The organism is Lacinutrix iliipiscaria (genome assembly GCF_042686125.1).
GTDB classification, from domain to species: domain Bacteria; phylum Bacteroidota; class Bacteroidia; order Flavobacteriales; family Flavobacteriaceae; genus Oceanihabitans; species Oceanihabitans iliipiscarium.
This window is the reverse complement of sequence record NZ_JBHUOV010000001.1, coordinates 296,464-319,649: the sequence shown is the minus strand read 5'-3', so window position 1 is coordinate 319,649 and position 23,186 is coordinate 296,464. Positions and strand designations below refer to the sequence as shown.

Annotated in this window: 16 protein-coding genes and 1 tRNA gene; 10 read left to right on the top strand and 7 right to left on the bottom strand. The window is 32.8% G+C overall.

What is annotated here, in order from left to right:
* Positions 1–15 precede the first annotated feature (15 nt).
* Entirely contained in the window at positions 16–4,677 is a 4,662-nt protein-coding gene (locus ACFS5M_RS01355) for a reprolysin-like metallopeptidase (RefSeq protein WP_183484714.1), read from the top strand.
* Between the two features lie 51 nt (positions 4,678–4,728).
* Here the strand turns inward: ACFS5M_RS01355 and ACFS5M_RS01350 are convergent, their stop codons facing one another.
* Genes ACFS5M_RS01350 through ACFS5M_RS01335 form a run of 4 tightly spaced genes read right to left on the bottom strand, consistent with a single transcriptional unit; the run spans position 4,729 to position 11,409 of the window.
* Complete coding sequence (locus ACFS5M_RS01350; RefSeq protein WP_183484711.1) at positions 4,729–8,241, bottom strand: efflux RND transporter permease subunit; 3,513 nt, start codon at positions 8,239–8,241, stop codon at positions 4,729–4,731.
* 10 nt (positions 8,242–8,251) lie between these two features.
* On the bottom strand, positions 8,252–9,424 hold the full coding sequence (locus ACFS5M_RS01345; RefSeq protein WP_183484708.1) for an efflux RND transporter periplasmic adaptor subunit: 1,173 nt from the start codon (positions 9,422–9,424) through the stop codon (positions 8,252–8,254).
* 22 nt (positions 9,425–9,446) lie between these two features.
* The gene (locus tag ACFS5M_RS01340) at positions 9,447–10,793 is read right to left on the bottom strand and encodes a TolC family protein (protein WP_183484705.1); all 1,347 of its coding nucleotides are present in this window, start codon (positions 10,791–10,793) and stop codon (positions 9,447–9,449) included.
* A gap of 13 nt (positions 10,794–10,806) precedes the next feature.
* The gene (locus ACFS5M_RS01335) at positions 10,807–11,409 is read right to left on the bottom strand and encodes a TetR/AcrR family transcriptional regulator (protein ID WP_183487187.1); all 603 of its coding nucleotides are present in this window, start codon (positions 11,407–11,409) and stop codon (positions 10,807–10,809) included.
* Between the two features lie 123 nt (positions 11,410–11,532).
* On the opposite strand from ACFS5M_RS01335, the gene ACFS5M_RS01330 reads away from it, so the two are divergent.
* Positions 11,533–12,507, top strand: coding sequence for a polyprenyl synthetase family protein (locus ACFS5M_RS01330; RefSeq protein WP_183484703.1), 975 nt, complete (start codon positions 11,533–11,535; stop codon positions 12,505–12,507).
* Positions 12,507–12,857, top strand: a complete 351-nt coding sequence (locus tag ACFS5M_RS01325) for a hypothetical protein (RefSeq protein ID WP_183484701.1) — start codon at positions 12,507–12,509, stop codon at positions 12,855–12,857. Before ACFS5M_RS01330 ends, ACFS5M_RS01325 begins: the two co-directional genes overlap by 1 nt.
* 15 nt (positions 12,858–12,872) lie before the next feature.
* Here the strand turns inward: ACFS5M_RS01325 and ACFS5M_RS01320 are convergent, their stop codons facing one another.
* Positions 12,873–13,418 carry an alpha-ketoglutarate decarboxylase gene (locus tag ACFS5M_RS01320; protein ID WP_183484699.1) on the bottom strand — a complete coding sequence of 182 codons (546 nt, stop codon included), beginning with the start codon at positions 13,416–13,418 and terminating at the stop codon, positions 12,873–12,875.
* A gap of 116 nt (positions 13,419–13,534) precedes the next feature.
* Here ACFS5M_RS01320 and ACFS5M_RS01315 point away from each other — a divergent pair, with 116 nt between their 5' ends.
* Genes ACFS5M_RS01315 through odhB form a run of 3 tightly spaced genes read left to right on the top strand, consistent with a single transcriptional unit; the run spans position 13,535 to position 18,472 of the window.
* A complete protein-coding gene (locus ACFS5M_RS01315; RefSeq protein WP_183484697.1) occupies positions 13,535–16,291 on the top strand; it encodes a 2-oxoglutarate dehydrogenase E1 component in 2,757 nt (918 codons plus the stop codon).
* Entirely contained in the window at positions 16,292–17,254 is a 963-nt protein-coding gene (locus tag ACFS5M_RS01310) for a DUF3887 domain-containing protein (protein WP_183484695.1), read from the top strand. It begins immediately after the preceding gene.
* 3 nt (positions 17,255–17,257) lie between these two features.
* Positions 17,258–18,472, top strand: a complete 1,215-nt coding sequence (odhB, locus tag ACFS5M_RS01305) for a 2-oxoglutarate dehydrogenase complex dihydrolipoyllysine-residue succinyltransferase (protein ID WP_183484693.1) — start codon at positions 17,258–17,260, stop codon at positions 18,470–18,472.
* 600 nt (positions 18,473–19,072) lie between these two features.
* On the opposite strand, the gene ACFS5M_RS01300 is transcribed toward odhB, so the two are convergent.
* Both ACFS5M_RS01300 and ACFS5M_RS01295 read right to left on the bottom strand, forming a co-directional pair.
* Positions 19,073–19,705, bottom strand: coding sequence for a response regulator (locus ACFS5M_RS01300; protein ID WP_183484690.1), 633 nt, complete (start codon positions 19,703–19,705; stop codon positions 19,073–19,075).
* Positions 19,706–19,753: 48 nt separating this feature from the next.
* Positions 19,754–20,209, bottom strand: a complete 456-nt coding sequence (locus ACFS5M_RS01295) for a retropepsin-like aspartic protease family protein (RefSeq protein ID WP_183484687.1) — start codon at positions 20,207–20,209, stop codon at positions 19,754–19,756.
* Between the two features lie 52 nt (positions 20,210–20,261).
* Here ACFS5M_RS01295 and ACFS5M_RS01290 point away from each other — a divergent pair, with 52 nt between their 5' ends.
* From ACFS5M_RS01290 to ACFS5M_RS01275, 4 genes are all read left to right on the top strand, one after another.
* Positions 20,262–21,029 carry a TatD family hydrolase gene (locus tag ACFS5M_RS01290; protein ID WP_183484684.1) on the top strand — a complete coding sequence of 256 codons (768 nt, stop codon included), beginning with the start codon at positions 20,262–20,264 and terminating at the stop codon, positions 21,027–21,029.
* Between the two features lie 2 nt (positions 21,030–21,031).
* Positions 21,032–22,063, top strand: coding sequence for an asparaginase (locus ACFS5M_RS01285; protein ID WP_183484681.1), 1,032 nt, complete (start codon positions 21,032–21,034; stop codon positions 22,061–22,063).
* A 75-nt stretch (positions 22,064–22,138) separates the two neighbouring features.
* Positions 22,139–22,226 (top strand) — tRNA-Ser (locus ACFS5M_RS01280).
* Positions 22,227–22,387: 161 nt separating this feature from the next.
* A complete protein-coding gene (locus tag ACFS5M_RS01275; RefSeq protein WP_183484678.1) occupies positions 22,388–23,158 on the top strand; it encodes a MotA/TolQ/ExbB proton channel family protein in 771 nt (256 codons plus the stop codon).
* Positions 23,159–23,186 lie beyond the last annotated feature (28 nt).

The following is a 23,186-nucleotide window of genomic DNA, read 5'->3' as shown; positions in this document are numbered from 1 at the left end:
CTTTTTTAACTAGTTATGAAATTTAAATATCTCGCACTTTGTTTTGTGCTTACTTTTTTTAGTATAAAAAATTCTGCTTTTTCTCAGGATAAGACTACATCTCTATGGGATAAAGTGTCAAAACCGAGTTCGAGTTTAAACAGAACTTCACTACAAAACTCTTATCCAAGTCAGGCTGCTTTTTACCAAGTTGATATAAATAGTTTAAAAACAAAGCTAGAAGAATCACCTAAACGTGGGACTCTTGCTGCCAGACACTCTAATGTTGTTATTAAATTTCCAAATATAGATGGTGTATTGGAGTCCTATAGAATTGAAGAAGCCTCTACAATGGCACCTGAGTTACAGGCCCAATTCCCAAATACAAGATCATATTCTGGAAAAGGGATTGATGACCCAACGGCTTTAATTCGTTTTAGTATATCTGATGAAAAAGGGTTGAGTAGTATGGTTCTCTCTACTAAGAAAACAGTTTTTATAGAACCTTATTCTGAAGATTTATCAACATATATTTTATACACTAGATCTTCAGATGAAGCGAGATCAGACTTTGTTTGTGAAACAGAATATATTCCAGCCGATTTTTCCAATTTTGATTTAGAATTGTATAGAAATGCCAACGATGGAACTTTAAGAACTTTTAGGTTAGCCCTAGCATGTACAGGAGAGTATGCACAATTTCATGGAGGAACAGTTCCTAATGTTGTAGCAGCTATGAATACAACAATGACTCGTGTTAATGGTGTTTTTGAACGTGATGTGGCTATTACTATGGAAATAGTAGCAAATAATACAAATGTTATATATTTAAATGCAGGAACAGATCCTTATACCAATAATAATGGAGGGGCAATGTTAGGTGAAAATCAAACAGCATGTGATGCTAATATTGGAACTGGTAATTATGATATTGGCCATGTTTTTAGCACTGGAGGAGGAGGAGTTGCTTACTTAAACTCACCTTGTACTGGAATTAAAGCTGGAGGAGTTACAGGGCAAGCCGCTCCTGTAGGAGACACGTTTGATATTGATTATGTAGCGCATGAAATGGGACACCAATATGGAGGAAATCATACACAAAATAATGCGTGTAATAGAAGTGCCGTTTCAGTAGAACCTGGAAGTGCATCAACCATTATGGGTTATGCAGGTATTTGTGCACCAAATGTTCAAGGGAATAGTGATGATTATTTTCACGGGGAAAATATTAAAGAAATGTGGGCTAATATTTCTGCAGGCAATAGTACTTGTGGTGCTCAATCTGGAACAGGAAACACAGCTCCTATAGCTACGGCAGGGAGTAATCATATAATCCCTATTTCAACACCGTTTGTACTTCGTGGTTCAGCCACAGATGTTAATGGTACAGGAAGTTTAACTTATTGTTGGGAGCAAGTAGATACAGCACCTGCAACTATGCCACCAGTTTCAACATCTACAGGTGGTCCAGCATTTAGATCACTCTTGCCGAAAGTATCACCTAATAGATATATGCCAGATTTTGCAACGGTATTAGCAGGTTCAACAGCTTCTACTTGGGAGGTTGTTCCTTCGGTAAGTAGAACCATGGATTTTTCATTAACGGTTAGAGATAATGTTAGTGGTGGAGCAAGTTCAGATTCTGATAGTATGCGTGCAACAACAACAGCTGCTGCGGGACCATTTATTGTAACATCACAAGGTACTCCTGTAACTTGGAATGCTGGAGGGTCAGAACTTATTACTTGGAATGTTGCTGGTACTACAGCGAATGGTGTAAATACAGCAAATGTAAATATTTTAATGACTACAGATGCTGGGGCTACATTTACAACACTTCTCGCAAACACACCAAATGATGGTTCCCAAACAATTACGGTTCCTAATGTTGTGACTTCAACAGCAAGAATTATAGTTGAAGGCGCTGGAAATATTTTTTATAATGTAAATGCTGCAGATATTACTATTCAAACATCAAGTTTTACAATGAATTTTGGCGCGACTACACAAGATGTTTGTGCACCAAATAATGCAGTATATACGTTTACTTATAATACATACCTAGGTTTTTCTGGAACAACAAATTTTACAGCTTCTGGAAACCCAGCAGGTACAACGGTAAGTTTTAGTCCAACTTCTGCGACTACAAACGGCACCATTGTTACGGTAACAATAAATAGTATTACACCAGCCATGGTTGGTACAAATGTGACTACTATTACTGGAACATCTGGACCCATTGTAAGAAATGCAGATATTACGACCAATATTTTCAGCTCCACATTTAATACTATTACATTAACTAGTCCAATTAACGGAGCAATAGGAGTTACAGCTCCTTATGTTTTGCAATGGAATGTTGAAGCTAATGCTTCAGCATATGATGTGGAAATTGCAACTGACGCTGCTTTTACTAATATTATTGAAACACAATCTGTAGCAGCTAATACATATACCGCAACGAATCCAATTGCTAATACTCAATATTATTGGCGTGTAAGACCAACCAATAGCTGCGGAATAGGGAGTTGGTCTAGCGCATTTAATTTCACAACCTCAAGTACAGCGTGTACATCTTATATGTCAACTCACGCGCCTGCTAACATTCCAGATGGATCTTCTGGAGTTGGCTCTTATTTAAATGTAACAACTCCAGTTGAAATTACTGATGTAAATGTTACTGTAAACATTACACATACCTGGGATAGTGATCTTGTTATTCGATTAACAAGTCCGCTAGGAACTTTTATATATCTTTCTTGGAGAAATGGTGCTGATGGCGATAATTATACCAACACGTATTTTGATGATGATGCAGCTACTAATATTATAGCTGGAACGGCTCCCTTTACTGGTTCGTTCCAACCTGAAGAAGCCTTATCTGCATTTAATACCGAAATATCAACTGGTGTATGGGAATTAGCTGTTTTCGATTTAGCAACTCAAGATACTGGAACCCTTGTCGATTGGACTTTGGAAATATGTGGTGTTGATAATTGCTTGTCAACAACAACATGGAATGGTACTGCTTGGAGTAATGGGCTTCCAGCTATAAACAGAAATGTTATTTTAAATGGAGATTATACGACATCACCTGGTTCGCCAAGTTTTGAAGCTTGCACTTTAACAATTAATCCTAATAGAAATTTAATTATTAGCTCTGGAGATTATGTTAGAGTTCAAAATGATTTGTCTGTTGGAAATAACGCCATTGTTGATATAGCTCATGAAGGATCATTAGTTATGGTAGATGATGCTGGAACTGTCTCAAACGCTGGGACAATGAATGTTAGAAAATCTACTCCAGTTTATGTGGAATATGATTATACTTACTGGTCTTCTCCTGTTCAAAACCAAGCAATAACTACTGTTTTTGCAGCCAATCCAAGTAGTCGTATATATTATTTTGACACCACTAATTTTAACGATGGTAATGGAGATTCGTATGACGATGAAGCTGATGATTGGTATCAAGCTACTGGAAATTTAATTCCTGGTGAAGGTGTTATTGCAATGGGACAAGGCGCTTTTACCACACCTTTAGGAAACACTCCTTATCCAACCTATTCTCAATCAGTAGTGTTTTCGGGAACTGTAAATACAGGCGTTATAACTGTTGATGTTGATCAGGATAATAGCTTAACAGATGCATTTGAAAATCAAAATTTACTTGGCAATCCTTATCCTTCAGCAATTGACCCTGAGTTATTTATTCAAGCTAATTCAACTGCTTTAGAAGGGACACTATATTTCTGGACACATAGAACTGCTATTGTTGATGGTCTGCCAGGAGTTGATGGATATAATTTTACAAATGATGACTATAATAGTTATAATTTATCAGGAATGGTTGCTTCAGGTGCTGGTCAAGCAACACCTTCAAATTTTAAAATAGCTTCAGGACAAGGGTTTTTTGCTAATGTTTCAGATCCAAGTATAGATGTAGTATTTAACAATTCGATGCGAGTTAATTCTGAAAACGATAACTTTTATAGAACTGAAGAGTCTTCAGAAAAAAATCGAATTTGGCTTAATTTAGAAACAGAAGGTCAAGTTTTTAGACAAATGTTATTAGCCTTTTTTGATCACACCACAGCTGGTTACGACAAACTCTATGATGGTAAACTATTAGAAAATGGGAATAATTATAGTTTTTATTCTTTAATAGATAATGAGGCTTATTCTATACAAGCACGTGAAGCTTTTGATGTGAACCAAGTTGTTCGTTTAGGAATAGAAGCCACCCAACCAACTGTTATGACTATTAGTATTTCGCAAATGGAAGGGATTTTTAATGATAGTGAAACTTCAGTGTATCTTAAAGATAATTTATTAAATAGTATTCATGATTTAAAAGCTTCTGATTATAGCTTTAATATTAATGAAGCTGGAATTTATAATAATCGATTTGAGTTAATTTTTAATGATGAAAGTTTATCAACTATTGATGAAGAAGAAGTGATTAATGATTTAATCGTTTATGAGTCTAATAACACTGTCTATATAAAAACATCAAACAACTCACCAATTACTTCAGTAGTTGTTCATGATATTTTAGGACGATTATTAATAGATTATAGACCTAATTTATCTCTTGTTGAATTGAATGGTACACGATTTAAACAAGGCACAATCTTGATTATTCAAGTAGAGGTTGATAATGAAAAAAAGAGTATAAAGAAATTTATTAAACGTTAATAAAAAAAGCCCCAACTTAAAAAATGTTGAGGCTTTTTTATTGCTATTAATCTAGTTGTTTATCTCTAAGTTTAAATCTTCTTGCGAACTAACTTCATTAGAAGTAGTTCTATTTCTATACCACATTTTTATTTTCATAGATAAGAAAAATAAGATAGGTACAATGATTAATGTTAAAAATGTAGCTATTATTAATCCGTAGATTACTGTCCAAGCTAATGGTCCCCAAAACACAACGTTGTCTCCACCCATATAAACATGAGGATTAAATTCACTAAATAAAGTAAAGAAGTTGATGTTTAACCCAATAGCTAAAGGAATTAACCCTAAAATCGTTGTTATAGCAGTAAGTAATACTGGTCGTAAACGTGCCTTACCAGCAGTGACAATACTTTCAAATAAATCTTCGGTTTCTAAATAATCGCCGTCATCTAAGTCTAAGTCATTTTTCTTTCTATCTATTAATAGCTGTGCATAATCTAAGAGTACCACACCATTATTCACAACAATTCCTGCGAGAGAGATAATTCCAACCATTGTCATCATAATTACAAAAGCACTTCCTGTTATTACAATACCGCCAAATACACCAATAAAGCTTAAGAAAATTGCCAACATAATAATGGTTGGTTTAGAGACAGAATTAAATTGGAAGATTAAGATAAAAAAGATTAAACCAAGACCTGTGAAAAAAGCGCCCATTAAAAAAGCCATTTGTTTATTTTGCTCTTCAATTTGTCCTGTATAATCTATTTTTATGTTTTCTGGTAGATTATCGTAACTTTTCATTTCATTTTGAACTTGAGCTACAATAGCTCCAGCATCTGTATAGCCAGGTGCTAAAGCAGAATAAACAGTAACCACACGTCTTGTGTCTTTATGTTTAATAGCACTAAAACCAGAGTTGTTTTCATGCTTAGCAACAGCAGAAACAGGAACACTTTTTAATTGACCTGTATTGTCTCTAAACGTGATGTTTTGGTTAAATAAAGCACTGGTATTATACCTGTTTTCTTCATTAAAGCGGACATAAATATCATAATCATCGCCATCTTCTTTATATATGCCAGCTTTTGAACCAAATATAGAGCTACGTAATTGCTGCCCAACTTGTGAAGCACTAACACCTAATTCTCCAGCTTTTTCTCTGTCAATAATAACGCGCATTGTAGGCTTGTCTTTATTGACATCAATTTTAAGTTCATCAATACCAGGAATGTTTTTGGAATTAATGAATTCACGCATGTTTTCTGCAGTAACAATTAATTCATTATAATCATCGCCTTCAATCTCAATATTAATTGGCGCTCCTGCAGGCGGGCCATCGGCATTTTTCTCAACAGAAATTAATACACCAGGATAAATACCAGTTAAATCTTCTTGTACTTTTTGACGTAACAACTCACTATCTTCGCCTCGTCTATATTTGTATTCACGCATTGAAGCAGTAATTTTAGCTTTATGAGGCATTTCAGCAGCAGAACCACCATCAGTTTGTGGGTTTCCTGCACCTTCTCCGACTTGTGATACAGCACTTTCTACAAGAAAATTATAGCCATTATCTGTATATTGATCTTGATTAATAACCTTATATACACGCTTTTCAATTTCTTTGGTAATAGCGTTAGTTTTTTCAATAGCAGTTCCTTCAGGATACTCTATATAAACTATAATTTGATTGGGTTTGTTGTCTGGAAAAAATTCAACTTTTGTACGTTGTGTACTTAACGAAATTCCAAAAGCAATAAATGAAAGTATTAATAGAAAAAATGTAGAAATACTAATCAAATAAGGTTTTTTGCCTGATAAAGCCCAACGTAATTGGCGTTCGTACCAACGTTCTAGCTTTACTAATGTTTTGGTTTGAAAGTTATTTGCCCATTTACGTAAAAACAAGCGATACACCCAAAGCATGATTGCTGTAAATAACATTAATGTCCCTAAAGCTCTATATTCTCCACCAGTTATAAGAACAATAACGCCTAAAACAGCCATGATAATTGTGGTTCTTATGATTTTGTTTAGTGGCATATTTTTATCTTCAATATTCATGAATTGAGAGACTAATACAGAGTTGAAAAAGATAGCAACAAATAAAGAGGAGCCTAATACTACAGAAAGGGTTATAGGTAAAATCATCATAAATTCACCCATAATACCTGGCCATAATCCTAAAGGAATAAAAGCAGCAACCGTTGTTGCAGTAGAAATAATAATTGGAAATGCAATTTCTCCAATACCTTTTTTAGCGGCTTCAATTCGGCTCATGCCTTCTTCGTCCATTAATCGATAGACATTTTCTACCACAACAATACCATTATCTACAAGCATACCAAGACCCATAATTAATCCGAAAAGCACCATGGTATTTAAGCTTTGTCCTAATAACTCTAAAATCATAAGAGACATAAACATAGACATAGGAATGGCAAAACCAACAAATATGGCATTTTTAAAGCCTAAAAAGAACATTAATACTGTGACTACAAGGATGACTCCAAAAATGATGTTGTTTACCAAATCATCGACTTGTCCAATAGTGACTGAAGATTGGTCGTTTGCAATAGTGACTTTTAAGTCCTGTGGAAAAACATTTTCAACAGCATTTTTAACAATCACTTGAATTTGTTCAGCTGCAGCAACCATGTTTTTTCCTGCACGTTTTTTAACATCAAGCATTACCACAGGCTCGCCATACTCACGAGCAAAAGTTGTTTTATCCTCTTCTTTAAATGAAACGGTTGCAACATCTTTTAAGTAAATAGAATGTCCTTTTTCAGATTTTACAACAAAATTATTGAGTTCTGAAGGTTTTTCAATTTCACCTAGAATACGAATGGTACGTCGTTGTCCGCTTACAATTAAGTTTCCTGCAGACATGGTTGCATTACCGTTATTTATAGCGCCAATAATATCATTAAAGGTGACATCGGCAGCCATCATTTTATATATGTCTACAGCAACTTCAACTTCTTTTTCTTGAGCACCACGAATGTCAGCTTTTTTAATTTCTTGAAGGTCTTCAATTTCATCTTGAAGGTCTTCGGCATATTCTTTTAACTTTTCAACAGGATAATCACCTGATATATTAATGTTAAGAATAGGCATTTCTTCAGACATACTTAATGCAAATACATCTGGTTCTACTTTAGCGCCATTAAAGGTTGGCCAATCTTCGCCAGATGTTTCAGTATCGATCTCGTCTTTTACTTTTTGTTTGGCTTGATCTACTGTAATGTTTTCATCAAATTCAACCACAAGCATAGAGTAATCTTCTTGCGATGTTGAAGTAATTTCAACCACATTACTTACGGTTTTTAATTTGTCTTCAAGAGGATCTGTTACTAGTTTTTCTATGTCTTCAGCTGTATTCCCAGGAAAAATAGAGCTTACATATATCTTGGTTTCGTTTACCTCCGGAAAATTTTCTCTTGGCATACTAAAAAATGCAGAAATACCTAGATAAAAAATCACTAGAATAAGCACATACATTGTGGTCTTATTGTTAATTGCCCAAGAGGATAAACCAAATTCCTTTTCGGTTTGTTTTTTATTTTTAGCCATGTGTTTTTGCTTAGTAGTTAATGACTTTTACGGTTTGTTTATCTTTTATGCTTCGTGCTCCTTCTTTTACAATTTCGGCACCATCTTTAATTCCTTCTAAAACTTCAATAACATCACCTTGAGTTTTACCAGTTTTAATAATAACTTTAGTAGCAACACCTTCGTCATTGGTGTTCTTATCGTTCACCACATAAATGTATTGTTCTCCTTCAGCATTTTCAGAAATAATACTTTGAGGGATTAATAAAGCTTCTTCATTTGTGTAATCGTTAATTTTTAGTCTAGCAGTTAGGTTAGGCTTGATTGTTTTGTCTTTATTAGGCACAGTAACCTCAACTTTAAAGGTTCGGTTTGCAGGATTGATAAAGTCTCCAGCTTGTCTAATTTGTGTTTCAATGGTTTTTCCTAACACAGGAAAATCTACTTGTACACTTTTACCCTTGGTAACATCAGTTATATAGCTTTCAGGAACATCTGTTTCTATATACATGTTGTCTAGATTAATGATACGCATAAGTTGCGATTGACCTGCTGCAACAACACTTCCTTGTTCTGTTATAACATCATCTATAGTGCCAGAAAAAGGAGCTCTTACTGTCGTTTTAGCAATTTGCTGTTGTAGCTGACTTACCGCTTTGTTTTGTGCTTCATAAGTAGATTTTGCTTGTAGATATTGAATTTCACTACCTATGTTTTGGTTCCAAAGACGTTGTTGACGCTCAAAAGTGGTTTTCGCTAAATCTGCTTGTATTTGTAATTGTGCTAATTGTTGACTTAAACCACCATCGTCAATTTTCGCTAAAACTTGTCCTTTATTTACTTTTTGTCCTTCTTTAACGTAAACATGCGTGAGAATTCCATTATATTCTGGAGTTATAACGATGAGATTTTTAGTAGTCACGTTTCCTTGTATTTCTAAAACGTGATTAAAAACTTCATGTTTAGCAATTAACGTTGTAATTAGTGGAATATGCTTAACAGTATCGACTTCTGAAATCTTTTGATCTAAAAGTTTAATTTGGTCTTGTAATGCTTGTTGTTCGTTAACTAATTCTGCACGTTTTGTTCTTATGGTTGTAAGATCATTACTTTCAAGGACGTTTTCTACAGAGTTTTTTTTCTTTTCGCCTCCACAAGAGGTTAGAAGAAGGGTAATAATTACTAGTGAATATATATGTTTCATTGTTTTAGTGTTTTTTCGTTGATTAGTTTTTTGATATTTCGTTTAAAACAGTCTCTAATTCTGCTTTTGTATTAATGACATCTAACATCGTTTGAAGTAATTCTTGTTGTGCAGAATATAATTGAGTTTGTGCTTGACGTAAATCGAAACTTGAAGCAATACCTTCAAAAAATTTAGTTTGATTCTTTTTTTCTATACGCTCTGCGAGGTTTAAATTTTCTTTTTTGTTTTCATAATCTTCAATGGCGAATTGATAATCACTTTTTACTGAAGCTATTTGAAGTTTGATTTTTTGTTGAGTCTCGGTTAAATCATCTAGAGATTTTTCTAAATTAATTCTTGCGCGTTGAGTAGATGCACTTCGCATACCAGAACTAAAAATGGGAATATTAAGACTAACTCCAAATAGGGAAGAACCAAACCATTTTTGGTCACTATTAGTAAATGTGAATTTATCACTGTTTGCAGTATAACCTCCATTAATAAAGGTGTTTAAAGTTGGTAAAGATTTACTCTTTTCGAGTTTTAAGAGTAGTTCTTTAGACACTTTATCATTTTCAGCAATTTTATAATCAATAGTGTTTTCAACATTTTCTTCTGCACTTAATAATTCTAAGGATACATTTTTTATGGTTAAAACTTCTAAATTATCACTAAGAGTGGTTGAAGCTTCTACGTCTAAACCTATAGTGAGATTAAACATTTGGTATGCTAATTTTTGTAACCTTTCAGTGTTGTTTAATTGGCTTTTAACACCAGAAAGTGTAATTTTTAATTGCTCTACACTTTCTTCCTCTTCCAAGCCATTTTCATAAATCTTAGTAATTTCTTCAAGGTTTTTTTCTAATACAGCAATATTTCTGTTTAATATAGCGATGCTTTCTTCAGCTAATAACACATTTCCGTAAGCATTAATAACTGCTTTACGAACCTCTAAGTCAGTTTTTATTTTCGCGTTTTTGGAAATCTCTAAGTACACTTTAGCAGATTGTAAGCCAACCAAATAAGAACCGTCGAATAATTTTTGAGTTAATGTAGCAGTAGCACTCATGCTTTGTTTGGTGCCAAAAGGAATAGCGACAAAAGTACCTGGAGCTTCACCAGCTAATTCGCCAGGAAGTAACGATACTTGCTGTTTTAGCCAGTTTTGATAATCAACTGCCGCATTTATTTGAGGCAATCCAGAAGCTGTAGTTTCCCATTTTTGTTGTTTTGCGGCATCAATATCTCGATTAGCGTTTTTTGCCGTTCTATTATTTTCTAAAGCATAATCGATAGCTTCTTGTAAAGTGAAACTTTGATTGTTTTCTTGTGAAAAAGAAACTAAAGTATAAAAGATGCTTAATATAAGGATGAATTGTTTTTTCATTTTGTAATATCTGTTAAGACGTCGTATTTATAAATTGATTCAATGTTTTAAACCCTTTTTCTGTGCAAATCCCACGTAAATGGTATTCTAAAAAGTGTTCCATTAACATATTCATAGAGAATTTTTTTAAGGGAAATAGATTCTTGTCTTTAATTGCAATCATAGAATTAAAGTAAATTCTTGACGTAAAATCTACATCTATTGTGTCTCTATATAATCCTAGTTTTATGCCTCTATTAAGATTTTCTGTAACACATTCTTCCATAACACAAGACTGTTTTTCTTTAATAGACTCATAAATTTTAGGGTAATATTTTTGAAGCTGATATTGTGGCGAAGATTTCTCGTCTTTTAAATGCTCCATAATAAAGCGTTTGATGTCAAAGGTTTCTTCAATAGGGTTTTTTTCTTGCTTAACTATTTCATTTATACCTTCAGAAATGAATTCAAAAAGGGAAACCGTTACAGCTTCAACCAACATGGTCTTATTGTCAAAATGTTGATAAATTGTTTTTTTAGATATGCCAATCTTATTAGCAATATCATCCATAGTAACACTCTTAAAACCATAAGTAATAAATAGGTCACTCGCGACATGTATAATTTTTTCTCTCATAATTGATGGCAAAACTACAACAGGAAACTTTAAAAACCTAAAAAGTTTCCATAGTTTTAATAATTTCTTAACATTTGTGAAAAGAGTATGCTTTTGTTTTATCATTTACATTATTTTTGTCACATGCAAAACATACTTTTCTATCAAGACGCATTTAGGGCGCATTTAGATGCAATGATTTCAGATAAAAATCCTGAAACATTATATAATCCGATTCATTATATTTTAAAATTAGGAGGGAAAAGATTACGACCTGTATTAACTTTAATGACTTCAGAGATATTTAATTGTGATTATAAAAAGGCTTTAGATGCTGCTTTAAGTATTGAGGTGTTTCATAATTTTTCTTTAGTACATGACGATATTATGGACGATGCGCCATTGCGTAGAGGGCAAAAAACGGTTCATGAAAAGTGGAATATAAACACAGGCATTCTCTCTGGCGATGCCATGCTAATTTTAGCTTATCAGCTTTTCGAAAATTATGAGCCAAACACATTTCAAGCTCTTGCTAAGTTATTTAGCAAAACAGCTTTAGAAGTTTGTGAAGGTCAGCAATATGATATCGATTTTGAAACACGAGAGGATGTCACCATTCCTGAGTACTTAAAAATGATTGAGTATAAAACTGCGGTTTTAGTTGGTGCAGCCATGAAAATGGGAGCAATTGTAGCAAAAGCTTCTGAGGAAGACCAAAATGGAATTTATGAGTTTGGTAAAAATTTAGGCTTAGCTTTTCAGCTACAAGATGATTATTTAGACGCCTTTGGAGATCCTAAAAGTTTTGGAAAACAAGTTGGAGGCGATATTATTGAAAATAAAAAAACCTTCTTGTATTTGAAAGCCTTAATGTTGACTTCTGAAGATGAGCAACAGCAATTAAAACACTTGTTTAGTTTACAACCTAGCGACCAAACAGAAAAGATTGAAGCGGTAAAAGACGTGTTTTTATCTAGCGGATCTGCTGAAGCGACTAAACAAGAAATATTACGTTATACTACTAAAGCGTTTTCAGTTTTAGAAACCTTAAATATTTCAAAAGACAATCAACAACTTTTGAAACAATTTGGGGAGCAACTTATGAATAGAAAGGTGTAATGCATTTGCCTAACACATTTAATGATTTAATTCAAGAAGCGAATAGATTAGAACTCTATAAAAAGCTTATTAATCAATTAAATAAAGATTTCTTATTGGCTAATATTGATTTAGATATTAATGAAGATATCTTGCCAGTTCATTTAAAAAATAGTCTTCACCAAACGATATATAGACTCATTCAAGAAAAATTTGCCGACTATTTAAATGTCCTTTACATTATTGATGTGCCAGAACAACAAGTCAAACAGCTTAATGGAAATGACATTGAGCAACTTGCTGAAGACGTTTCGTTTTTAATCTTAAAACGGGAATGGCAAAAAGTATGGTTTAAAAATAAATATATATAGTTGTAGTTTTCACAATCAAAAGTAAACCCTAATAAAAGGAATCCATGCTTGGGCATAGACACTTTTATTGCTCTTGTATAATAAGTCATAGCGAATCCCAATAGTAATGTTTTGAGCTCGATAACCAGCGCCAACAAATAGTGCAGGAGACCAATAATTAGAATCAAGATTACTTACATAGTTTTCATCAAAATTTCTATTGACATGTAGTTGTTCAAACTCTCCAGATAATTGTATCTCTTGAATAGGATTGTATAAACCAATAATACTACCTCCTAAGATCGTAGATTTGTAGATGTTTTTTTGCTTATTAAAAGTAGCGTTAAGTCCTAAGCCTAAAGCAAATTGTTTGTCGAATTCATATATGCCACTAGGCGCAATGCTTCCACTAAAAAAGCCGTCTCCAAAACTTAAACCTAGTCCACCTCCAAAACGGACATGTTTCCAGAATTCACTTTTAACTTTTTCATTCTTTTCTTGAGCTATTGCAGAAGTTATAATAAAACATGAAAAGATTAAAAAAACAATAATTCTTTTGAAGAAAAAACCAGATAAATTCATAATAATATAAATTGTTAGACTTGAGTATGATAAATATAATAAAACCGCTTCTAATTTTACTAAAAGTTGTATTTTTGAAGAAATTTTGTTGACGCTAGATTCTTTCAAAAAAAATAATGGATAAATATTCCTTTTTAAACGCAGCACATACAGCATACTTTGCTGATTTATACGAACAATATTTAGAAAACCCAGACACTATTGAGCCAAGTTGGAGGGCCTTTTTTCAAGGCTATGATTTTGGTAGTGAAAACTATGGAATGAATGGCGAAATTGTTGAAGGCGTTTCTACTCAAATTCCAGAACAGGTTCAAAAAGAGTTTCAAGTGGTGAAACTTATTGATGGTTATAGAACAAGAGGGCATTTGTTTACTCAAACAAATCCTGTTCGTGCAAGACGAAAGTATGCGCCAACTTTAGAAATTGAAAACTTTGGTCTTTCAGAGAGTGATTTAGATACTGTTTTTAATGCAGGAGAAATTTTAAGCATAGGTGCACAAACACTACGTGAAATTCGTAATCATTTAGAAGCGATTTACTGTAACTCTATTGGTGTTGAGTATATGTATATTCGTCAGCCAGAAGAAATAGCGTGGATTCAAAATAAACTAAATGTAAACGATAATCAACCAAAATTTTCTCCAGACGAGAGAAAACATATTCTTAAAAAATTAAATGAAGCTGTTTCTTTTGAAAGCTTCTTACATACAAAATATGTTGGACAAAAACGTTTTTCATTAGAAGGAGGAGAATCTTTAATTCCTGCTTTAGACGCTCTAATTGAAAAAGCATCTGAGTATGATGTAAAAGAGTTTGTTATGGGAATGGCACATCGTGGTCGTTTAAGTACATTGACTAACATTTTTGGGAAATCTGCAAAAGATATATTTAGTGAGTTTGATGGAAAAGATTATGAGCAAGAAGTTTTTGATGGTGATGTTAAATATCATTTAGGTTGGACAAGTGATCGCGTGACAGATGCTGGTAAAAAGATAAACTTAAATATTGCGCCAAACCCTTCTCATTTAGAAACTGTTGGTGCAGTGGTTGAAGGGATTACTAGAGCAAAGCAAGATGATAAATACCCAGACAATCCATCACAAGTACTTCCCATTATAGTACATGGAGATGCAGCTATCGCAGGCCAAGGCTTGGTTTATGAAGTCGTGCAAATGGCTCAATTAGATGGATACAAAACGAATGGAACTATTCATATTGTAGTCAATAATCAAATAGGTTTTACAACGAATTATTTAGACGCTCGATCTAGTACCTATTGTACAGATGTTGGTAAAGTCACTTTATCTCCTGTGCTTCATGTTAATGCCGATGATGCTGAAGCTGTTGTACATGCCGTTTTATTTGCATTACATTTTAGAATGAAGTTTAAGCGTGATGTGTTTATTGACTTGTTGGGTTATAGAAAATATGGACATAATGAAGGTGACGAACCAAAATTTACTCAGCCTTTATTGTATAAAGCTATTGCTAAGCATAGAAATCCAAGAGATATTTATGCTGAAAAATTAATTTCTGAAGGTGTTATTGATGCAAATTATGTTTCAAAACTAGAAGAGGATTATAAAAACGCTTTAGAAGAAAAATTAGAAGATTCCAGAAAAATAAAGAAGACCGAAATCACTCCATTTATGAGTAATGAATGGGTAGATTATACTACTGCCGAAGAAGATAAAATGATGCAAGTTGTAGATACAACTTATACAAGAAAAGGACTCGAAAAAATAACAAAAGTACTGTCTAATCTTCCAGCAGATAAAAAATTCATTCGTAAAATATCTCGACTAATAGAGTCTAGACAAACTATGTTTGATGACGATAAGTTAGATTGGGCAATGGCAGAACATTTAGCTTATGGAACCTTATTAGAAGAAGGATATGACGTTAGAATCTCTGGACAAGATGTTGAACGTGGTACGTTTTCACATCGTCACGCTGTAGTAAAAGTAGAAGATAGCGAAGAGGAAATCATTTTGCATAATAACATAAGTGATACACAAGGTAGATTCTTTATTTATAATTCTTTGTTATCTGAATATGGTGTTGTAGGTTTTGATTATGGTTATGCTATGGCTAGTCCTAAAACATTAACCATTTGGGAAGCACAATTTGGCGATTTTAGTAATGGTGCGCAAATTATGTTAGACCAATACATTTCTGCAGCAGAAGATAAATGGAAACTGCAAAATGGTTTAGTAATGCTTTTGCCGCATGGTTATGAAGGACAAGGCGCAGAACACTCTTCTGCTAGAATGGAAAGATACTTGCAATTATGCGCTAAAGACAATATGTTTGTCGCAGATTGTTCTACACCTGCTAATATGTATCATTTGTTGCGTAAACAAATGAAGGCTAATTTTAGAAAACCATTAATTGTTTTTACACCTAAAAGTTTATTACGTCATCCACGCGTTGTGTCCTCGGTCGATGAATTTGCAAATGGAAGCTTTCAAATGTTAATAGATGATGAAAAGGCAGATGCTAGTAAGGTTAAAACATTAGTGTTTGTTACAGGTAAATTCTATTATGATTTATTAGAAGAGCAAGAAAGACTCGAAAGACACGATATTGCTTTGGTAAGAATAGAGCAGTTGTTTCCATTGCCAATAGAAGATATTAGAAACATATTAAGTAAATATAAAAACGCAGATGATATTGTTTGGGCACAAGAAGAACCTAGAAATATGGGTGCTTATAGTCATATGCTCATGAATTTAGATGAAGCAAAAACTTTTAGAGCTGCAACAAGAAGACCTTATGGTGCTCCTGCTGCAGGAAGTTCTGTGCGATCTAAAAAACGTCATCAAGAAGTTATAGATTTCGTGTTTGATATAACAAAAAATAATCAGCGCTAAATGAAAAAAATACTCCTTATAATTATCATGATGTTTTCTGTACTATCTTTTTCACAAGAAGAAGAAGTCTATAAAGAAGCTTCAAATAAATTTATGAAGTATTTTAATGCTGCGAAATATGATTCTATTTTCAGTATGTTTGATACCAATATGAAAGCGGCTTTGCCTCAAGAAAAAACGGTTGTGTTTTTTGAAGACATCCATAGAAACTTAGGTGAAATGAAGGCTATGACTTTTACTAAAACTAAACAAACTGCTCATATTTATAAAACTACATTTGACAAAGGCCTAAGAGACATTCTTATATATTTAAATGCAGAGAATGAAATAGGAGGCTTGTTTATTTCTCCTCATAAACCAGAGAATTTAAAGAAAATAGAGCGTAATATCACTAAAATGAGTTTGCCTTTTAACGAGGAATGGTTTGTTTTTTGGGGAGGACTAACACAAGAAGATAATTATCACGTGGCTTATGAAAACCAGAGTGGTGCTTATGATTTTGTAATTGTTAAAGATGGAAAAACTTTTGAAGGGAGTCGAGATAAAAACGAAAACTATTATGCATTTGGAAAGGAAATTACAGCTCCATGTGATGCAAAAGTAGTCAAGGTTATTACTGGCGTTGACGATAATTTTCCAGGAAGAAAAAATCCTGTACAAGTTACTGGAAACACTGTCATTTTAGAAACTAAAAATAAAGAGTTTATAGTTTTAGCGCATTTTAAAGCAAAATCAATAATCGTTCAAGAAGGGCAAATCGTAAAACAAGGAGATGTCTTAGGGCAATGTGGGAATTCTGGAAATTCAACCGAACCGCATTTACACTTAAGTCTTCAAAATGTTTTAGATTTAGAAATTGCTACTGGCGCAAAATTATATTTTGATAAGATATTAGTAAATGGTGAGATAAAAGAAGATTATCTGCCAAAAAAAAACGAAAAAATACAAAACATAAAATTATAGAACATGATTTTAGAAATGAAAGTGCCTTCACCAGGTGAATCAATTACAGAAGTAGAAATAGCAACATGGTTAGTTGAAGAAGGTGACTATGTAGAAAAAGATCAAGCTATTGCAGAAGTAGATAGCGATAAAGCTACTTTAGAATTGCCAGCTGAAGCTAGCGGAACAATTACTTTTAAAGCTGAAGAAGGAGATGCAGTAGAGGTAGGTGCAGTTGTATGTTTAATTGATACTAGTGCGACTAAACCTGAAGGCGGTTCTGCACCAAAAGTAGAAGCAAAAGCTGAAGCACCAAAACAAGAGACTGCTAAATCTGAATCATCTCAAACGGCAACTTATGCTACAGGCACAGCTAGTCCTGCAGCAAAAAAGATTTTAGCAGAGAAAGGCTTGGATGCTACTTCAATTAAAGGCACTGGCAAAGATGGTCGTATTACTAAAGAAGATGCTATTCAAGGCGTACCTTCAATGGGGAAAGCGGTTAATGTTGAAGGTCGTGGTACTTCAAGAAGTAAAATGTCTATGCTACGTCGTAAAGTAGCAGAACGTTTAGTAGAAGCTAAAAATACAACGGCAATGTTAACAACCTTCAATGAAGTTGACATGTCTCCAATTTTCGAATTGCGTAAACAATATAAAGAAGACTTTAAGGCTAAACATGGCGTTGGTTTAGGTTTTATGAGTTTCTTTTCTCTCGCAGTTGTTCGTGCATTAAAAATGTATCCAGCTGTCAATTCTATGATTGATGGAAAAGAAATGTTGAGCTATGATTTTGTAGATATTTCAATTGCAGTTTCTGGCCCTAAAGGATTAATGGTTCCTGTAATTCGTAATGCTGAAAAATTAACTTTTAGAGGTGTTGAAGCTGAAGTAAAACGTTTAGCTATAAGAGCACGAGACGGACAAATAACTGTTGATGAAATGACAGGAGGAACATTCACAATTTCTAATGGAGGTGTTTTCGGAAGCATGCTATCTACTCCAATTATTAACCCTCCTCAAAGCGGTATTCTAGGTATGCATAATATTGTAGAACGTCCAGTAGCTATCAATGGTAAAGTAGAAATAAGACCAATTATGTATGTGGCTTTATCTTATGACCACAGAATTATTGATGGAAAAGAGTCTGTTGGTTTCTTAGTTGCAGTAAAAGAAGCTTTAGAAAATCCTGCAGAATTATTAATGGATAATGATATAAAGAAAGCTTTAGAAATGTAAAACGTATTATGTTTTCATAAAAAAAAAGGCTTGAATTCTTAGAATTCAAGCCTTTTTTACTTTAACTAAAAACTAAAAAAATTAACGTATATATTAACTAAAATGATAGTTAAAACTAAGACTACTAATCCAATGATTAAAAATTTGTTTGTTGAGTTTAAATTATCGTCCATTTTCCATTCTTTAAAAAACTCTGCATCGTATTAAAATATGCAGAGTTTAATTTCCCTAAATAATAATTGATTAATAGCATTGTAAATATAACAGACATTGATAAGAAAAAAAATACACACTTCTGCGTATTTTTAAACTGATGAATACCCCAAAAAGCAAAAACTCTATATCAAAAAGATATAGAGTTTTCTATAAATAATTCTCCCTAAGAACTAATTAATAGCATGGTAAAGATAAGTCGTATTAACAAGAAAAAAAATACGCACTTGTGCGTATTTTTTTAAAATAAAATAGATTATTAAAAAATAAAAGGCTCTAGATTAATTAAAAACTAGAGCCTTTAACAATTCTCCTCAGAACTGATTAATAGCACTGTAAAGATACAATGATTAAATGATAAAAAAAATACGTACTTGTGCGTATTTTTTAAAATTTGTTTTTGTTTAAATTCGCCCAAATAGAAAGTGAAGTAGGTTTATTGTCTAAATTTAATTTAGCGACTATATTACTTCTGTGTTTGTGAATTGTCTTAATAGCCACGTTTAATTCATCTGCTATTTGTTGGCTTGTTTTATTTTCAGCAATTAGGCGAACAATTTTTTTCTCAGATTTTGTAAGTCCATCTAAAGCACCAGAATTGGTTGTAGTATAAGATTTGTTGAGGTAAGTTGCTATTTCTTCACTAAAATAAGGCTCATCCATTTCAACATGAGCAATACAAGTTTCAATTTCTTCAATAGCAAACTCTTTTAAAATATAGCCATAAATGTTTAACTCTTTAGCTTTATCGTAAAGTTCTTCTTCTTTATCAAAAGTGATTAAAATAATCTTGGTATTCAGATTGTTTTTTTTGCATTCTTCAGCAACCTCTAAACCTGTCATGTGAGGCATTCTAATATCCAAAATAGCAATATCAGGTTTTTCTTTTACGATAAGATTATAAGCTGCTCGACCATCTTGAGCACTTCCTAAAATATTAAAACCTTTAGATTCTAAAAAATCATTTATACCACGAAGCATAAGTGGATGATCATCTGCTATGATTATAGAAGTGTTCATGAAGAGGGAGAAATTATGTATTTGAAATTACAAGTAAATGTAAGAAATTTATTTCTTTTTAGTTGCGTTTTTTAGGTATAAATATTTCTTTTCATAGTCAATAATCGCCTTCCCTTTTTTTAAAATATCAGCTCCAATAATACCATTCACAGGTTTGGCATTATGATTAATAAGGGCTGTATTTACATGAGTTAAATCAAATAAAATTAATGCTGTTTTTTTCTGTTCCCATTTTCCTATCTTTAAAGTGTTTAGTTTTGAGACTTGAGTTAACATATCTATAGCTCCAGCTCCAGCAGCTCTAATTCCTGAATCTTTAACCTTTAGATTAAAAATATCTTTGGCTTCAAAACCCACACATGAGCTTGAAGCTCCAGTATCTACTATAAAAATGCCTTTAATGCCATTTATTTTAGCAATAATTTCAAAATGGTTGGTTTTAGTTAAGTGTAATTTAACTTTTACATATTCTTTTTCTAATAAGAAATCGTGTAGGTTTTTCATACATTCTTCAGTTTAAGCAAATATAATCTATAAAAACAATTATTTTTGTGGCATGATTATTACAGATACACACACTCATTTGTATAGCGAAGCTTTTGATGAAGACAGAAATGATATGATAGAACGTGCTATAAATGCTAATGTAAAGCGCTTTTTTATTCCTGCAATAGACTCTACATATACTAAAGCTATGCTTCAATTAGAAGCAGATTTCCCAGAACACATTCATTTAATGATGGGCTTGCATCCTACACATGTAAAAGAAAATTATAAAGAGGAGTTGGCTCATGTAGAAGAGATGCTTGAGAAGCGAAAGTTTATTGCTGTAGGTGAAATAGGAATTGATTTGTATTGGGACACCTCTACTTTAGATATTCAGAAAAAAGCTTTCAGACATCAAATACAATTAGCAAAACAGTATGAATTACCAATAGTAATTCATTGTCGTGATGCATTTGATGAAATTTTTAAAGTCTTAGATGAAGAGAAAGACGATAAACTTTTTGGGATTTTTCACTGCTTTACTGGTACTATAGAGCAGGCAAAACAAGCCATTTCGTATAATATGAAATTGGGTATAGGAGGTGTTGTTACTTTTAAAAACGGAAAGATTGATCAGTTTCTTAATCAGATTGATATAAAACATATCGTATTAGAAACAGATTCACCTTACTTAGCGCCAAAACCTTATCGAGGAAAGCGAAATGAAAGTGTGTATATATTAAAAGTGTTAGAAAGATTAAGTGAACTCTATAGTATTTCAGAAGAAAAAATTGCCGAAATTACAACCCTGAATTCAAAAGAAATATTTGGAATATAACTATGTCTATTAATAAACCTAACATATTACTTATATATACTGGAGGAACAATTGGAATGATAAAAGACTCGGAAACAGGTGTTTTAAGAGCTTTCGATTTTGAAAATTTATCAGATAGAATTCCAGAACTTAATTTATTGGACTGTGAAATAGAAGCAATTTCTTTTGAAAAACCAATAGATTCAAGTAATATGAACCCTAAGTATTGGGCCAGAATTGCAGAGATTATTGAAGAAAATTACACTTTATTTGATGGTTTTGTTGTTTTACATGGAAGCGATACGATGAGCTATACTGCTTCTGCGTTAAGTTTTATGTTAGAAGATTTAACGAAGCCAGTAATTTTTACAGGGTCTCAATTACCAATAGGAGATTTACGTACTGATGCTAAAGAAAATTTAATTACTTCTATACAAATAGCATCATTACAAGAAAATAACAAGCCTGTAATACAAGAAGTAGGGCTGTATTTTGAATACAAATTATACAGAGCAAACAGGACGACTAAAATAAATGCAGAACATTTTGAAGCTTTTGCCTCTTTAAATTATCCTGATTTGGCAGAATCTGGCGTACATTTAAAAGTTAACCATGAGTATTTATTAAAGCCCAAAAAAGGTAGCAAGCTTAAAACTTTTAAAAATTTTGATGAAAATATTGCACTAATAAAGCTCTTTCCTGGAATTTCAAAAATTGTTTTGCAAAGTATATTAGAAACAAAAAACCTTAAGGGAGTCATTCTAGAAACTTATGGTGCAGGTAATTGCACTACAGAAGACTGGTTTTTGGATTTGCTTAAAAGTGCTTTAACCAAAGGCATACATATAGTTAATGTTACCCAATGTTCAGGTGGAAGTGTAGCAATGGGACAATATGAAACGAGCGAACATTTAAAAAAAATAGGAATAATATCAGGAAAAGATATTACCACAGAAGCTGCAATAAGTAAACTCATGTATTTATTAGGTCAAAATATTTCTGCTAAAACGTTCAAAATCATATTCGAAACGACATTACGTGGTGAAATGACCTAAAATTAACTTTCTAAATTTTAACGTCTAACTTATTTTTTGTTATTTGAGCCACTGTAATTAGAGAATTAAAATTACAGAGAGGTGGCCGAGTGGTCGAAGGCGCACGCCTGGAAAGTGTGTATACCTCAAAAGGGTATCGAGGGTTCGAATCCCTTCCTCTCTGCAAATGAAATTTTCAAGCTGGAAAGCTTTTAAGATTCAGGCATGAAAATTGTGGTATAATTAAAGCCCATGCACATGTTAAGTCAATGTAATTTTTATTTTTTAATTGCAATTTTTTTTTATCTTTAACACTTTAACTAATAAAATTAAGATCAAGAACAAATGAAAAGATTATTTTCAATTCTAGCCATAGTATGTTTTATGGCATTCGGAACAGTAAATGCAACAACTAACGCCAATACAATAGCGACAACCGTTGTTACAGCTCAAGATGATGCCGCAGATGCAGCAACAGTTGAATCAGAAGGATTTCACCAAGAACTTAAAAAACGATTTATAGAAGGTGGTCCAGGGTTTATGGGAATCGTATTATTATGTTTAATTCTTGGATTAGCTATTGCTATTGAGAGAATTATCTTTTTAAACTTATCTAGTACTAATACTAAAAAGTTAACTCAAGATGTAGAAGACGCTTTACAATCTGGAGGGCTTGAAGCTGCTAAAGAGGTTTGTAGAAATACAAAAGGACCAGTTGCTTCTATCTTTTACCAAGGTTTAGATAGGGCAGATGGAGACTTAGATGCTGCTGAAAAAGCTGTTGTAGCTTATGGAGGTGTGCAAATGGGACAATTAGAAAAAAATGTTTCATGGATATCTTTATTCATTGCATTAGCACCAATGCTTGGTTTCATGGGAACTGTAATTGGTATGATTCAAGCATTTGATAAAATTGAAGCTGCTGGAGATATGCAACCATCACTTGTGGCTGGAGGTATTAAAGTAGCCCTTTTAACAACTGTATTTGGTCTTATCGTAGCCATTATTCTTCAAATATTCTACAATTACATTATTGCTAAAATAGATAGTATCGTTAATGATATGGAAGACTCTTCTATTAACTTAATGGATATGTTATCAAAATATAAGAAGTAATTTAATAATTCTAATTTTTATTTAATAT